The organism is Phytoamicus setariae (genome assembly GCF_016722925.1).
Classification (GTDB): domain Bacteria; phylum Pseudomonadota; class Alphaproteobacteria; order Rhizobiales; family Rhizobiaceae; genus Rhizobium_E; species Rhizobium_E setariae.
Map to the genome: position 1 here is coordinate 230,485 of NZ_JAEQNC010000005.1, position 13,961 is coordinate 244,445.

Consider the following 13,961-nt stretch of genomic DNA (forward strand, 5'->3'; position numbering starts at 1 on the left):
GCCCCGATCGCTTCAGCCCTTCTCAAAGTGATTTTTTGTTTCGTCATCTGCAGGGAAGAAAGATTCGATCATCACGCCCTGTACCAGCGCATCCTGTACCGAACCGAAGCTGGTGAGCGTGGTGATCCAGTTGAACCGCTTGGAGCCGATACGCATCTCGATGGGCAGCACCGGCAGCCGCTCGCTATCGGGAAACGCCGCAAGTGCCGCACCGATATCCGGATGGCCCGCAAGGCGCTCGATCCGCTTGGCAAGTGGCGAACGTGGCCCCTGCAGCCAGGCTTCGCCGCGTATCCGATGGACCAGATCGGCGGCGGACTGCTCCCAGTTGACGATGATCGACCGGAGCGGGGTCGGCCCGAGATAGGCGTCGAGGAAATTGTCGCCGAGGGCGACCGTAACACCCCCCATGCCGGCCAAGCCGACAAAAGCGCCATTCGCCGCCAGTACATTGTACTCATGGTCGAAGACCACGCCCGGATAGGGATCGTGACGGGCAAGAATGAGCTTGATGGCTTCGGCGATAGCAACCGGCAATTTATCGAGAGCTGCAGCAGGCCGCGTTTCGAAACGTGGCCGGAAGCCAGCCGACGAAAACAGTATGCCCTGATCGCGCGCCGGAATGTCCAGCACCGAGGAAAGCCGCAGGATCATCCCTTCGGTGGGGCGGGAACGACCGGTCTCGAGAAACGAAAGGTGCCGGGTCGATATGCCGGCTTCCATTGCCAGATCGAGCTGACTCATGCGCCTGTGGCTGCGCCATTCCTTCAGGTAATCGCCGAACTGCATCTTTGGTCTCCGGTTAATTCAGGCACAAGGTCCGATGGCGAGACGCAAATCCATTACCTCTGAGGTAATTGGTTTGCTTCCCCGATCCGGTGATAGTCGCCCTGTCTTCAACGAAAGGGATCTCCGATGTTCGACCTAATCAAGCGCAATCTCCTCAAGATCGTCATGCTCGCCGACGGTGTCGTCTCGCTCGTCGCCGGCACCGCGCTCACCACTTTTTCCAGCGCGATCGCTGGCCTTTTCGGGCCCGCCTTGCCTGCCATAGCGGTGCTCGGCATCGGCCTGTTCCTCTTGGGCTGGGGCGTCTTTCATCTCGCTGCCGGTCGCGCCGAACGGATATCCGGACGCGCCGTTCGCATCGCCATCGCCGGCGATGCAGCCTGGGTCGCAGCAAGCGCGGCACTGCTGGCCATAGGCTGGAACGGGCTGAGCAGTCTCGGGGTAGTCGCGATTGCAGTGCTTGCCATCGCCGTGGCCGACATCATGCTGCTGAAAATGGTCGGGCTGAACGCACGGCAAACCGCCGTCAACGCCTGATGCTTGGTGAGCAGAGCGACAAGCGCCCGGCAACCGGCCGGGCGCTTTTGCCTTTATCAGACCGTCTGCCAGCCGTCGATTTCCGATGCCTTGTAGATCGCATCGATGACCTTCTGATTGAGCTTGGAGCTTTCCAACGTCACCACTTCTTCCTTCTCGCCCGCTGCGGCGCGAGCGAAAGATTCTGCCTCCAGCTTGTACTGGCGACAATCCTGGAACCGGAAATGCTGCGACTCGGAGTGGTTCTGGTTGGTGAGCTCGACCTCTTCTGCCCCGTAGCGGTCGGCATTGAAGGGCGACTTGACCTCGATGAAACCCTTGTCGCCATGAAACACCATGATCTGGCGTCCCGCCAGCTGGGTCGAGATATAGAAGCTCAGCTCAAACGAGCCAAAATCCGCCTTGACCGAGGAATAGATATCGGTGCCGAATTCGGGATCGCGATCCGTACGTGCCTGAATACGCAGCGGTTCCATGCCGGTCGCGAACCGGGTGGTGATCGTCGGATAAACACCGATATCGGGCAGTCCGCCACCGCCGAGCGCCGGGATGTTGCGCATATTGCCGGGGTCGCGATTGTAATAGGTGAACGCGCCCTGCACATGCCGTAGCGTGCCGATCGCGCCTTCGGCGAGCAGCGACCGGACCTTCCGCCAGACCGGCGAGTAGGTGACCATATAGGCCTCTGAAATCAGCACTTTGGTGCGCTCGCGCACCGCGATCAGCAGGTCGATTTCACCAGCGTTGAGCGCGATCGGCTTTTCGCAGAGCACATGCTTGCCGGCTTCAGCCGCCTTGATGGTCCACTCGACGTGCTGGGATGTCGGTAGCGGGATGTAGACCGCATCGATCTTGTCGGATGCCAGCATCTCCTCATAGGAGCCGAAGGCGTGTGGAACAGAGAAGCGATCAGCCATCGCCCGCGCATTGGCAAGATCGCGGCTGGCAATCGCCGTGACCACGCAGTTTTCCGCATCCTGAATGGCGGGAACCACCAGCTCGCGACCGATCCGAGCGGTCGAAATTATCCCGAAACGCAGCATGTCTCTCTCCCTTCGTCTGATTTTCGCCGAACCATATTGGCAATGCCGCCCGGTGGCAATCGGCGAAATGATGGACGTACATCGCCCGCTCAACGAGCGCTTCCAACCATCCCTTCTATGCTCTATGAACGTCCGGCAACGATTGGAGGAGGCATCGGTGACACTTGAAATACGCGATGCGCGACCGGAAGACGAATTGGCCTGGCGGCAACTCTGGGACGGCTATCTCACCTTCTACAAGGTTACGCTGGATCCCGCCGTCACGGATTCGACCTGGAAGCGGATCCTCGACCCGGCTTCGGCCGTCGCAATGCGCGTCGCCGAAAAAGACGGCGAGCTTGCTGGCTTCGCCATCCATCTCATCCACCCGTCCACCTGGGTGATGCACAACGACTGCTATCTTGAGGATCTTTACCTCGACAGCAAGTTTCGTGGCCAGGGCATCGGCCGGGCGCTGCTCGACGATCTCGTCGCACTATCCAAGAAGAATGGCTGGGAACGTCTTTACTGGCATACGGACGAAGGCAACGCCACAGCTCGCAAACTCTACGACACCTACGTCAAATCCGACGGCCATGTGCGCTACCGGATGAAATTCCGGTAAATTGGGGAGCTCAGAGGCCCCTGACGGTCTGCTCCGCCGCGAGCGCATGGCCCAGCAGATGCTCGTCACCATTGGGCAGGCCGGACAGCATAAAGCCGACAGGCATACCCGCCTGTCCTGTGCCGCAGGGGATGGAAACCCCGCACCAGTCGAGGAAGTTGCCGATCAACGTGTTGCGCAGCGTCTTGCCGTTCATGGCGAAAAAGGCGTCGTCGTCATCGACAAGCGGCGCAAGCTTCGGGGCCACATGCGGTAGCGTCGGCGATGCAATCAGTTCGCCGGGAAGCAGAAGCTCGGCCATTCTCGCGATCATACGCTCGCGCGCATTGATGGTTTCGACATAGTCCGGCATCGAGATATTGGCGCCGAGCCGTGCCCGCGCCACGACCCTCTGGTCCATATCGACAGCTTCAGGACCCACCAGCCGCTGTTTGTGCAACACGTAGGCTTCCGCAGTCACGAGTGCACCATGCCTTGCCATCAGGTCGAAGATCTCGCTGAATAGCGGCACGGCAGCCCGCCGAACGCTGGCGCCGGCTTTGACGAGCCTTGCGAGCGCAGCCTCGAATGCCGCCACGACCTCCGGCTCGGCGCCGTCGAACATCACCGTTTCGGGCACGAGCAGCGACAGTTGCCGGATATCAGCCATTGCGACAGAGGGAGCGGTGACGCCACGCATCGCCGCGTCGATCCAGACGGCATCCTTGACCGTGCGGCAGAGAGGACCAAGCGAATCCAGGCTCTTTGCCAGGGGAAAGACTCCGTCCATGAAATAGCGACCGCGGGTGGCCTTGTAGCCGACGATACCGTTGAAGGCAGCGGGAATACGGATCGAGCCGCCGGTATCAGTACCCATTGCAACGGGCACGAGGCCGGCCGCGACAGCCACACCGGATCCGGATGACGAGCCCCCCGGAATGCGATGACCGTCCGTCGAAGCAGGGTTTGCCGGCGTGCCGAAATGCGGATTGATGCCGAGCCCGGAAAAGGCAAACTCGCTCATGTTCACCCGGCCGACGCTGACCATCCCGGCGTTTTTGAGCGCGGATACCACCGCCGCATCCACTTTGGCAGGCGGCGCGCCTGCGAGCACTTTCGACCCCGCCGTCGTCGCCAGCCCGTCGATGTCGAACAGGTCCTTCCAAGCGATCGGTATACCATCCAGCGCGCCCAGTGAGCGGCCGGACCTGATGCGCCCCGAGGCCGCGCGGGCTTCAGCCAGCGCGCGGTCTTCAGTGAGGGTGGTGAAGACAGACCGATCCGGAAACGCCTTGATGTTGGCCAGCGTTTGCTCGGTAAGAGCCACCGGATCGAGCGCGCCAGACTGGATCAGGGTGGAAAGCTGGGCAATCGATTTCGTCATCATCTTCCTCGAATATTCAGTTACGGCCGACCAGTTGCATCCAGCGGCGCACGAGATAGTTATGCTCATCCATCGTCGTGTTCCAGAGGGCAATACTGTTGGCGCGCTGCCAGTAGGAGCCACCGCTGCGAACCGAACCAGCCTGGACCCTGACGGAACCGTCAGGACCCGTAAGACTTTCGGCCGCCGGCAACCCGCGATACCAGTAGTCCCATTCAGCCTCAGTCAGGAACTTCCGCGAAAGCTGCGGCGTGGAAATATAGTAGCCCTGCCGTGCCACCACTGCCCCGGGCCAGCCGGAAATCCACCAGTTGAGGTACTCGTAGGCGACATCGAGCATGCGGCCTTGAAGCGCGCGGGAAAGGCAAAGTCCTCCATGCCACGCCCGATAGCCTTCGGCCGGCACGCTCTGTTCCACCGGTACGCCCTTGCCGTTGAGGATGCTGATACCAGTGGACCACATGCTCTGGATGTCCGTCTGATCCTGCGCCATCAACTGGGCCGCTTCCTCCGCCGTGCACCAGAATGCCCGAAAGAACCCGGCTTTCTTCTTTTCTTCGAGAAGATCGAAAAGGCTGTCGATTTCGGCAACCGTCATGTTGCCCATGTTTCCGAAACTGAGCAGTCCCGCTGACTGTGCCGCGAGCGCCGCGTCGAAAATGCCGATTGCGGGCTCGTCGACCAGTGCGCAACGGCCCGCCCAGCGATCATCTAGAAGCGCGCCCCAGCTATTGACCTCGCCAGCGTCGGCTACATCAGTGCGATAGGCGAAGCTGTCGAAATTATGCGTCGTGGGCAGCATCGAAATGAAGCCGCTCGGCTTGTCTCCCAACGCAAGATTGGGCTGCACGAACAGTTTCTTGACCGGCGCATCGCCCTGCCCCAGCCGCGCCGTCGGCGCGATCTGCCCCGTCTTGGTCAGGTCAGTGATCTCGTCCCAGAGCGGAACGCGGCTGACATCAATGGGCTGGATGGCCCGCCAGTACCAGACGATATCGAGATTGTGGAAACACTGGTCATAGATATCATAGCTGTCGGGCTCCTGAGCGGCCTTTGTCTGTGCCGTCAGGAAATCATTGTTGTCGAAGACAATCTCGATGCCGAGATCTTTCTCCGCCTGCACCCGCAACTCCTCGAGCAGCGAGATCGCCGTTCCAAGCACGCGCAGGCGCGGCTTGCCGGAAAGCTTCAGGGACGGCGCGCCCGAAATCTGCGATGCTGATTGATGCTTGTTCATTGTCTAGTGCTCGACCGTCATGGCATTTTCCCGTTGGGCAACGACCGTCGCCGGTTGAACCGGGACGCGATCCACCAGCGCGAATGCTTCGAATGACCGCCTCAGCAATTTAGGGTCGAGTCCATCAACAATAAAAACAATCCTGGACTGCCGTTCCTCGGTTGTCCACGCCTGCATGTGAACAGGAGTGTGGACAAGATGCTGCACGCCATGGATCGCGACAGGACGATCCTCACCGGCAATATCCAAAATCCCCTTGACCCGCAACACCCGCTCGCCATGCCTGTTGATCAGCATCGTCAGCCAGATGCCGAACGCCGTCCAGTCGACGGGCCGATCGACGGTGATCGAAAAGGAACGGAACTCGGCGCTGTGAGGTGCGCCCTTGGAATCCAGCAGATCTCGGCTATCTTCGCAGTAAAAGCCGGTGGCCGACTGGACGTGCTCGCCACGAACAAAGTCCCCCGAATCCAGCAGGTCCGCCACGGACAGGGCTTCGTCATGAACGTCCAGGACCACGCAATCGGGATTTATGCGTGTTATCCGCTCAATCAGCCCATCCATAGTCGCCTCGTCGACGAGATCCGACTTGGTAATGACGAGACGATCGGCGACCGCTATCTGACGATTGGATTCGAGATATGTATCGAGTGAACGGGCTCCATTGACTGCATCGACCGTCGTGATGACGTTGCCCGCCTTAAAATGATGCCTGAGCACTGGATCAGCCTTCAGGGTAGACAGGACCGGAAACGGATCGGCCAGTCCCGTACTTTCGATCACCAGCCGTTTGAACGGCGGCACGATTCCGCGATCGCGCTTCGACAGCAGGTCGCGGATCGCCTCGGCAAGCTCGCCGCGCACCGTGCAGCAGACGCAGCCGGATTGCAGCAGCACCATGTTCTCATCGATGCGCTCGACAAGGTGATGGTCGAGTCCAGTCTCCCCAAACTCATTGATCAGCACGGCCGCATCGGCAAGTGCCGGGTCGTTGAGCAACCGCTTGAGCAGGGTCGTCTTGCCGGAGCCGAGAAAGCCCGTCAGCAGGTTGACCGTTGTGAAAAGGGGAATCTCAGTCATGCCGCAACGCTTCCATCCGGGCGATGAGATCGGCATCGAGCGGATCGCATGCACGCCCGATCATCTTCTCAGCCGTCGGCCACAGATGGCCGAGATCCTCGATCATCTCGCTTTTTCCCGTACGGTTGGCGATAACGTAGGAAGAACCCTGCCAGTCCGAAAGGCTGAGCGCATAGGCCGAAAGAACCTTGTTGGCCGCGGATACACGATTGGCGCGTTCCCTTCGGCGGTCGATCCGCTCGGTGTTGCGCGTGTAGACGCCCGGTCGCGCTACCGCATCGGCCCAGTGTTCATTGCCGCCGAGAATTCCGCAGAGCGAGCACATATGTTTTCTCCCGTCAGAGGTTCCTAACCCCTCCCAAACCCAACGCAGAAGGAGGGCTAAATCCGTCGCACCGGCAGAAGGAATGCCATACTGGCTCATGTCTTCGGCATGGGCGACCAAATGCGGGAGGCTCGGCCTTTAAAACCCTCCCCCAGCGGGGAGGGTTTGGGAGAGGCCTGTCTCCACTTACTTCTTGCGCGGGAAGCGCTGCGCAAAATCGTCGGCGATTTCGTTCATGGTGACGAACTTCACGCCCGGATGCTTGATCATATAGGCATAAAGCCGCTCGAGCATCATCAATACCTGCGGGCGACCTGCCACGTCGGGGTGGATGGTGAGCGGAAACACCGCGTAATCCATCTCGCGGTAGACCCAGTCGAACTGGTCGCGCCACATCTGCTCGATGTCGTGCGGATTGACGAAACCGTGGCTGTTCGGCGACTTCTTGATGAACATCATCGGCGGTAGGTCGTCGAGATACCAGTTCGCCGGAATTTCGATGAGATCGGTTTCGTGGCCGCGCTTCAAGGGAACCATCCAGTCGGACGGCTTCTTGGAGTAGTCGATCTTAGTCCAGCTGTCGCCGACGCGCACGCGATAGGGCGTAAAATCGTTGTGCATCAGCGAGTGGTCGTACTTGATGCCGCGTTCGAGCAGCAGTTCGTTGGTGACGTTGGAGAATTCCCACCACGGCGCAACATAGCCGGTCGGACGCTTGCCCGAAAGCTTGGTGACGAGTTCGATGCACTTGTCGAGCACTTCGGTTTCCTGTTCGCGCGTCATGGCGATCGGGTTTTCGTGCGTGTAACCGTGGATACCGATTTCGTGGCCGGCATCGGCAACGGCCTGCATCTGCTCGGGGAACGTCTCGATCGAGTGGCCGGGAATGAACCAGGTCGTCTTGATGCCGAAACGGTCGAACAGCTTCAGGAGGCGTGGGCTGCCGACTTCACCGGAAAACATCCCGCGTGAAATGTCGTCCGGCGAATCCTCGCCGCCATAGGAACCGAGCCATCCGGCAACAGCGTCGACGTCGATGCCGAAACTGCAAAAGATTTCCTTCGCCATGGGGTTGTATCTCCTTCGTTGATGCTTTTGATTATGAACTGTCAATGCGCCGGGATGACGGTCGCCTCGGCCGGCTTCCATGACAGAAGCACGCCGGAACCGACCGCAAACGTGTCAGGGCGATACTTGTCGACATGCGCTTCGAGCGAGATCGCCCTTCCGTCCGGCAGCGCCGCCGTCAATTGCGAGAGATGGCCAACGACATCGCAGCGGGTGATCATGGCGTCGATTACATTGCCGCCAAATTCGCCGGCGATCCGAGCACGTTCGACACCGGCGGCGCCATGCACCTCGATTGCCTCGGCGGGGACGACGACGTTGACCTTGCCACGATCACTGATGGAGCCGTTTACGCGGCCCGACAGCACGCCTGCTGCCGTCTTGACAACAGCGGTATCGCCTTCGGATTTCTGCATCTCGCCAGTAAAGATGGTATTACGGCCAATGAACTGGGCCACGAATGGTGTGTTGGGACGTGTGTAGAGCTGGTGCGGCGGGCTGATCTGCTCGACGCGGCCCTGGTTCATCACCACGATGCGGTCCGAAAGCGCCAACGCCTCGGATTGGGCGTGGGTGACGAAGATGAAGGTAACCCCGAGATTCTTCTGCAGCAGCTTCAATTCGTTCTGGATCGCCTTGCGCAGGTTTGCATCGAGCGCGCCGAGCGGTTCGTCCAGCAGCAGGATATCAGGCTCGACGACCAGACCGCGCGCGAGCGCAATGCGCTGGCGCTGGCCACCGGAAAGCTTGTCCGGCTTGCGGTCGGCGATATCTTCGAGGCCCAGTGTTGCGAGGATGCGGTCGACCTTGGCGTTGCGGTCAGCATCCGACAGACCTTTGACCTCAAGGCCGTATCCGACGTTGCGGCGCACGGTCATGTGTGGAAAGAGCGCGTAGCTCTGGAAAATCATCGAAGTCGGGCGGTGCTCAGGCGGCACATCGTTCATGCGCACGCCCTTGATCATCATGTCGCCGGACGAGATGCTTTCGAAGCCGGCGATCATGCGCAGTGTCGTTGTCTTGCCGCAACCCGACGGCCCGAGAAACGCGATGAACTCGCCCTTGCTTACCGACAGATCGAATTCGCTGACAGCGGTTGTGCCATTGTCAAAGACCTTGCCGACTTTTTTCAGTTCGAGGTCGAAAATCATCCTAATTCTCCGGATTGCCGCGCGCTGATCGACCGTGATCGCGCTGCGAGATCGTCTGGACGCCCCTCCCCCGAATGCCGGGGAAGGGGCATTTGCCAAACTGGGATTACGCGTTCAGGAACTCGTCCCACTTCTGGATGAGGTAGTCGTACTCATCCGGCCACTGGTGCCAGTAAGCCACGTTCGCGGCGCGCTCTTCGAGCGAGCCGCCATCGCGCAAATCGCCTTCCTTGATGCCGCGCTCTTCCGCACCGACCCAGGGCTTGCCTTCGTACCAGAAAGCGTACTTTTCCGGAGCCATGACGTTCTTGATGTTCGTCGACGGCGAATAATAGCCCTGCTCGGACACGGTGATGCCCGGTTCGCCCGAGAGCCAGTAGTCGGCATAGGCGAGAACGGCGGCCTTGTTCGGCGTGCCTGCAATCATCGACGGGCCGATGGCCCAGCCGCGATAGCCTTCCTTCGGCACGGCGTACTTGGCGGGCTTGCCCTGGGCCTTGACTGCCATGACGGCCGGCTGCCAGGCATCGGAAACCACCATTTCACCCGAAGCCATCAGGTTGACGAGTTCGCCGAAATCGCCCCAGAGCGCGCGGAACTGGCCTTCCTTCTTCTTGGAAATGAGGAAGGCTGCGGCCTGGTCGATTTCAGCCTGGGTCGGGTTGCCCGGATTCTTGACGTCGGACAAGCCGAGCGTGTTCATCGCCATGATGGCCTGGCCGAAGGCGATGAGCGGGTCGGTGTTGAGACCGGATTTGCCCTTCCACTTCGGGTCGAAGATGCAGGCCCAGCTGTTGGCTTCTTCGGCCGAAACCACATCCGGGTTATAGCCGATGGAGTCGTAGTTGTAGACGGCCGGAACCATGTTCAGGGTCGTCTGGCTATCGTCGGCCCAGATCTGGCCGACGATCTGCGACTTGCGGTCCCACTTGTCGCTGGCCTTGGTGAAGACGTCGCGGATGTTGCCCCAGTTCTTGATCTCGGCAGCAGGAAGCGGCTCGACATTGTTGGTCATGACGATCGACGGCAGGCGCTCGGCGATGATTTCCCAGCAATCGTAGTCCTTGGAGCCGGACAGGATCTTGGTTTGGGCGTCCGGGAAGGTCGCGGCAGTACCCGAAGTCGTGCCGACGCCGGAAGCCTTCTTGAATTCTTCCAGGATACGCTCCTGAACGGTCACCGACAGACCGATCGTGCGCAATTGCTGACCGGCAAGGTCGGCTGCCTGTGCGAACGCCGCACGCGACGACAGGAATGGTGTGCCGCCTCCCATGGCGAGCGCCATGACCCCGGCTGACCGCTTCAAGAGCGAGCGGCGATTGATTTCCATTTTGCTCATAGTCTCTATCTCCAGTTTGAAAGTTCCCTGAAGCCCCGTTGTTGCCTGGGCCTCTCGTTCATTCGCCCCCGCTCCGGCCTTCGCGGTGCCCGCTCCTGGCCGGAGAAAGTCCTCAGTAGCGGCCCACCAGGAGCCCCCCGTCTACGACCAGCACCTGGCCGGTCATGTATCTCGCGCCATGCGACGCGAGAAATGCGATGACATCTGCAATTTCTTCCGGTGCGCCGATGCGCCCCATCGGGATGAATTCCCCGGCCTTCTCGGCGCCGACCGGGCCGAGCGAGTTTTCTTCGGAGAGCAGCTGGGCGGTGCGGATGTAGCCCGGAGCGACCCCATTGACGCGCACGCCATCCTTGGCAAGTTCCACCGCAAGGCCGCGCACCAGCCCGACCACACCGGATTTGGCGGCGGAATAATGCACATGCTCGTCCCAGCCATAGGCCACGCCCATAATCGAGGAGAGCGCAACAATGCTGCCCGACTTGCGGACGCGCATGCCGGGAGCTACCGCGCGAACGAGGCGGAAGATCCCCTTGAGGTCGATGTCGAAGGTCAGGTCCCACTTGGCATCGCTCAGTTCGGCCAGTGGCGTGCGGTGCGCGATACCCGCGTTGGCGACGATCACGTCGATCTTGCCGTGCCGGACTTCAATATCGGCGACGAGCGCATCGGTTCGTTCGGTGGAACGAACGTCATAGTGCTGGAACTCGGCAGAGCCACCGGACGCCTTGATCGCCTCGACGGTGGCGTTGCCTTCCTTCTCCAGGATATCGGTGACCACGACATGATCGCCGAGCGCGGCAAAGGCCTTGGCTGCGGCCTGGCCGATGCCGATACCGGCGCCGGTGACGATGACAATACGCTTTTCGTTTGCTAACATGTCTTTCATTCCCTTACAGCATCACATCGCCGGAATTCGGCCCGAGCGTCTGGCCGACGAACAGGCTGGCGTCGTCGGAAGCGAGGAAAGCGACGGTCGCCGCGACTTCTTCCGGTTCGCCGAAACGGCCGAGTGGTAGTTCGGACTTCTTCCGCTCACGCCACTCGGCAGATAGCTCCATCACCAGCGGCGTATTGATCGGGCCCGGCGCGACTACGTTGACCCGCACGCCACGGCTGGACACTTCGCGTGCCAGAGACTTGGTCATGCCGATGATGGCGGCCTTGGCTCCGGCGTAGTGGCTCAGCTCGATGCCGCCGATCTGGCCGAGCTGCGAGGCGATGTTGATGATCGAGCCCTTGCCGGATGCCAGCATGGCCGGCAGTACCGCCTTGGTCATCAGGAAGGTGCCGCGGACATGCACCGCAAACATCCGGTCGAAATCGCGAACCTCGAGGTTCTCGAACAGCGCCTGATGGGCAATGCCGGCATTGTTGACGAGAAGGCCGACTTCACCATGGGTATCGACGGCTGACTTGTGAATGGCGGCGACCTCCGCCTCGGAAGAGACATCGCCTGCGCGGGCGGCCGCTACCCCACCCTTTGCACGGATGGCAAACGCCACCGCTTCAGCGCGCTCGATGGAAAGATCGTTGACCAGCACCGCATAGCCATCAACCGCGAGCCGTTCGGCAATCGCCCTACCGATGCCGGAACCGGCACCGGTGACGATGGTGGAGACGGCGGCCATCATGCGTCCTCCTGCACGGCAACGCGCTTGGCGCGGCGGACAGACAGGCCCATCAGGATCGCATAGACCGACAGCAGCGCGAACGAGAACAGCGTCGTCAGAACCCCGAAGGCAAAGACGTTGGGATGCACTTCCACCGAGAAGGTGCCGTAGATCGCCAGCGGCAGCGTCAAGTCGCGGCCGGAGGCAAACAACGTCCGCGAGAACTCGTCATAGGAGAGCGTGAAGGCAAACAGCATCGCCGACAGCACGCCCGGGAAAATCAGCGGAAAGGTGATCTTGCGGAATGTGCGGGCCGGGCTGACGCCGAGCGACCAGGATGCTTCCTCGACGCTCTGGTCGAAGCGGTTGAAGATCGCCAGCATCACCAGAAAGGCGAACGGGAAAGTGTAGACGACGTGCAGCACGAAGGCCGTGCCCCACCAATGGCGATCGATGCCAAAACTGTTGGCGACCAGCGCCATGCCGAGGCCGACCAGCACACCCGGCACCATCATGCCGAGAACGATGAGGTAGAAGACCACGCCCGAACCGGTGAACTTGCGACGGAACGCCTGTGCTGCCGTTACGCCGAGAATGGTAGAGACCACCATGGTCATCACAGCCAGCAGCATCGAGCGGCCAAGGCTCTGGTCGATCGGCAGCGGCGCGATGCGTGACGGCGGCGCCAGCCCGAAGAGATGCTTGTACCAGTAGGTCGACCATTCGATGATCGGAAACTGCGGGCCGCCTTCCGGTCCTGTCTGGAACGACAGGATGGCAAGCACCACCAGGGGAGCGTAGAGAAAGACAAGGAAGAGCGTGGTGTAGACGCCGAGGCCGAATTTGATGCCGCTTGCGTTCATGATCAGAGCTCCTTCCTGAGATCGACAACCCTGAGCAGAGCCGCCACGACTGCGCCCATGAGGATGGTCAGAACCACGCCGGCGACTGCCGCGAAGGCCCATTTGAGCGATCCCACCTGGGTAACGATGATATTGCCGAGCAGGTTGACCTTGCGGCCCGAAAGCGCGGCAGAGGTGGCGAATTCGCCGAGCACCATGACGGAGACGAAGATGGCCCCGACCACCACGCCGGGCATGGAGAGCGGGAGGATGATGGTGCGGAAGATCCGCCAGAAGCCTGCGCCGAGATCCTTTGCCGCTTCGATGATCGATGGATCGATGCGGCCGAGCATGAAGGCGATCGGGCCGACCATGAACACGCAATAGATCTGGGTCATGCCGATGATCACAGACAGTTCGGAAAACAGCAGCACTTCGATCGGATGGGTTATGATGCCGACTTTCATCAGAATCATGTTGATGGCGCCTTCCTTGCCGAGCATCGGCCGCCAGGCCAGCACGCGGATCAGGAACGATGTCCAGAAGGGAATGACGCAGAGGACGAGCAGCACGGTCTGCAGCGTCTTGTTCTTGACGAACAATCCGACAAAGAGCGCGGCGGGATAGCCAACAAGTACGGTTGCCACGAGCACGATCAGCCAGATGCGGATCGTGGTCCACAACGCGCTGAGATAGGTCTCGCTGGTGAAGAAGGTGATCCAGCTCTTCAGCGTGAGCGTCGGCTCGATCTTGAATGTTGTCTGCGTCCAGAAGGACACGTATAGCATCATGGCCAATGGCAGGACGAGGAAGAACAACATCCACAGGACGCCGGGCGCAAGCAGCCACAGCGTCTTGCCCGAGGGCTTGGCGGTCACTGCCTTTTCAGTCTTGAGATCTTCGGTTACGGCGGTCATGGTCATCTCGCAATTCTCCGCGAAAGGGCTGAAACGGAGTGTCTCCGTGCATT

15 protein-coding genes are annotated in these 13,961 nt (G+C 60.6%); 2 read left to right on the forward strand and 13 right to left on the reverse strand.

What is annotated here, in order from left to right; all coding sequences use genetic code 11:
- Positions 1-12: 12 nt before the first annotated feature.
- The gene (locus JJB09_RS10925) at positions 13-789 is read right to left on the reverse strand and encodes a helix-turn-helix domain-containing protein (protein ID WP_201657441.1); all 777 of its coding nucleotides are present in this window, start codon (positions 787-789) and stop codon (positions 13-15) included.
- A gap of 126 nt (positions 790-915) precedes the next feature.
- Here JJB09_RS10925 and JJB09_RS10930 point away from each other — a divergent pair, with 126 nt between their 5' ends.
- A complete protein-coding gene (locus tag JJB09_RS10930) occupies positions 916-1,326 on the forward strand; it encodes a hypothetical protein (protein ID WP_201657444.1) in 411 nt (136 codons plus the stop codon).
- A 56-nt stretch (positions 1,327-1,382) separates the two neighbouring features.
- Here JJB09_RS10930 and JJB09_RS10935 read toward each other — a convergent pair whose 3' ends face one another.
- The gene (locus tag JJB09_RS10935) at positions 1,383-2,369 is read right to left on the reverse strand and encodes a Gfo/Idh/MocA family protein (RefSeq protein WP_201657447.1); all 987 of its coding nucleotides are present in this window, start codon (positions 2,367-2,369) and stop codon (positions 1,383-1,385) included.
- Positions 2,370-2,526: 157 nt separating this feature from the next.
- Between JJB09_RS10935 and JJB09_RS10940 the strand changes: the two genes are divergently transcribed.
- The gene (locus tag JJB09_RS10940) at positions 2,527-2,973 is read left to right on the forward strand and encodes a GNAT family N-acetyltransferase (RefSeq protein ID WP_201657450.1); all 447 of its coding nucleotides are present in this window, start codon (positions 2,527-2,529) and stop codon (positions 2,971-2,973) included.
- Between the two features lie 10 nt (positions 2,974-2,983).
- Here JJB09_RS10940 and JJB09_RS10945 read toward each other — a convergent pair whose 3' ends face one another.
- From JJB09_RS10945 to JJB09_RS10995, 11 genes are all read right to left on the reverse strand, one after another.
- Positions 2,984-4,339 (reverse strand): amidase, encoded by a 1,356-nt coding sequence (locus tag JJB09_RS10945; protein ID WP_425523706.1) that lies wholly within the window; start codon positions 4,337-4,339, stop codon positions 2,984-2,986.
- 13 nt (positions 4,340-4,352) lie between these two features.
- Positions 4,353-5,573, reverse strand: a complete 1,221-nt coding sequence (locus JJB09_RS10950) for an ABC transporter substrate-binding protein (protein WP_201657455.1) — start codon at positions 5,571-5,573, stop codon at positions 4,353-4,355.
- Between the two features lie 3 nt (positions 5,574-5,576).
- Positions 5,577-6,653, reverse strand: coding sequence for a CobW family GTP-binding protein (locus JJB09_RS10955; RefSeq protein WP_201657458.1), 1,077 nt, complete (start codon positions 6,651-6,653; stop codon positions 5,577-5,579).
- The gene (locus tag JJB09_RS10960) at positions 6,646-6,978 is read right to left on the reverse strand and encodes a hypothetical protein (RefSeq protein WP_201657461.1); all 333 of its coding nucleotides are present in this window, start codon (positions 6,976-6,978) and stop codon (positions 6,646-6,648) included. Before JJB09_RS10960 ends, JJB09_RS10955 begins: the two co-directional genes overlap by 8 nt.
- 186 nt (positions 6,979-7,164) lie before the next feature.
- Positions 7,165-8,046 (reverse strand): polysaccharide deacetylase family protein, encoded by an 882-nt coding sequence (locus JJB09_RS10965; protein ID WP_201657464.1) that lies wholly within the window; start codon positions 8,044-8,046, stop codon positions 7,165-7,167.
- Positions 8,047-8,087: 41 nt separating this feature from the next.
- On the reverse strand, positions 8,088-9,197 hold the full coding sequence (locus JJB09_RS10970) for an ABC transporter ATP-binding protein (RefSeq protein ID WP_201657467.1): 1,110 nt from the start codon (positions 9,195-9,197) through the stop codon (positions 8,088-8,090).
- A 106-nt stretch (positions 9,198-9,303) separates the two neighbouring features.
- The gene (locus JJB09_RS10975) at positions 9,304-10,536 is read right to left on the reverse strand and encodes an ABC transporter substrate-binding protein (protein ID WP_201657470.1); all 1,233 of its coding nucleotides are present in this window, start codon (positions 10,534-10,536) and stop codon (positions 9,304-9,306) included.
- Between the two features lie 112 nt (positions 10,537-10,648).
- Positions 10,649-11,416: an SDR family NAD(P)-dependent oxidoreductase gene (locus JJB09_RS10980; RefSeq protein WP_201657474.1), complete on the reverse strand. Its 768-nt coding sequence runs from the start codon at positions 11,414-11,416 to the stop codon at positions 10,649-10,651.
- Between the two features lie 13 nt (positions 11,417-11,429).
- Positions 11,430-12,167, reverse strand: a complete 738-nt coding sequence (locus JJB09_RS10985; protein WP_425523714.1) for an SDR family NAD(P)-dependent oxidoreductase — start codon at positions 12,165-12,167, stop codon at positions 11,430-11,432.
- Positions 12,167-13,012: an ABC transporter permease gene (locus JJB09_RS10990; RefSeq protein ID WP_201657479.1), complete on the reverse strand. Its 846-nt coding sequence runs from the start codon at positions 13,010-13,012 to the stop codon at positions 12,167-12,169. The genes JJB09_RS10985 and JJB09_RS10990 overlap by 1 nt, the downstream gene beginning before the upstream one ends.
- A 2-nt stretch (positions 13,013-13,014) precedes the next feature.
- Positions 13,015-13,914: an ABC transporter permease gene (locus JJB09_RS10995; protein WP_201657482.1), complete on the reverse strand. Its 900-nt coding sequence runs from the start codon at positions 13,912-13,914 to the stop codon at positions 13,015-13,017.
- Positions 13,915-13,961 lie beyond the last annotated feature (47 nt).

Coding starts and splice junctions, on each gene's coding strand:
- JJB09_RS10925 (WP_201657441.1), bottom strand. CDS start 789: ATGCAGTTCGGCGATTACCTGAAGGAATGGCGCAGCCACAGGCGCATG.
- JJB09_RS10930 (WP_201657444.1), top strand. CDS start 916: ATGTTCGACCTAATCAAGCGCAATCTCCTCAAGATCGTCATGCTCGCC.
- JJB09_RS10935 (WP_201657447.1), bottom strand. CDS start 2,369: ATGCTGCGTTTCGGGATAATTTCGACCGCTCGGATCGGTCGCGAGCTG.
- JJB09_RS10945 (WP_425523706.1), bottom strand. CDS start 4,339: ATGATGACGAAATCGATTGCCCAGCTTTCCACCCTGATCCAGTCTGGC.
- JJB09_RS10950 (WP_201657455.1), bottom strand. CDS start 5,573: ATGAACAAGCATCAATCAGCATCGCAGATTTCGGGCGCGCCGTCCCTG.
- JJB09_RS10955 (WP_201657458.1), bottom strand. CDS start 6,653: ATGACTGAGATTCCCCTTTTCACAACGGTCAACCTGCTGACGGGCTTT.
- JJB09_RS10960 (WP_201657461.1), bottom strand. CDS start 6,978: ATGTGCTCGCTCTGCGGAATTCTCGGCGGCAATGAACACTGGGCCGAT.
- JJB09_RS10965 (WP_201657464.1), bottom strand. CDS start 8,046: ATGGCGAAGGAAATCTTTTGCAGTTTCGGCATCGACGTCGACGCTGTT.
- JJB09_RS10970 (WP_201657467.1), bottom strand. CDS start 9,197: ATGATTTTCGACCTCGAACTGAAAAAAGTCGGCAAGGTCTTTGACAAT.
- JJB09_RS10975 (WP_201657470.1), bottom strand. CDS start 10,536: ATGAGCAAAATGGAAATCAATCGCCGCTCGCTCTTGAAGCGGTCAGCC.
- JJB09_RS10980 (WP_201657474.1), bottom strand. CDS start 11,416: ATGTTAGCAAACGAAAAGCGTATTGTCATCGTCACCGGCGCCGGTATC.
- JJB09_RS10985 (WP_425523714.1), bottom strand. CDS start 12,167: ATGGCCGCCGTCTCCACCATCGTCACCGGTGCCGGTTCCGGCATCGGT.
- JJB09_RS10990 (WP_201657479.1), bottom strand. CDS start 13,012: ATGAACGCAAGCGGCATCAAATTCGGCCTCGGCGTCTACACCACGCTC.
- JJB09_RS10995 (WP_201657482.1), bottom strand. CDS start 13,914: ATGACCATGACCGCCGTAACCGAAGATCTCAAGACTGAAAAGGCAGTG.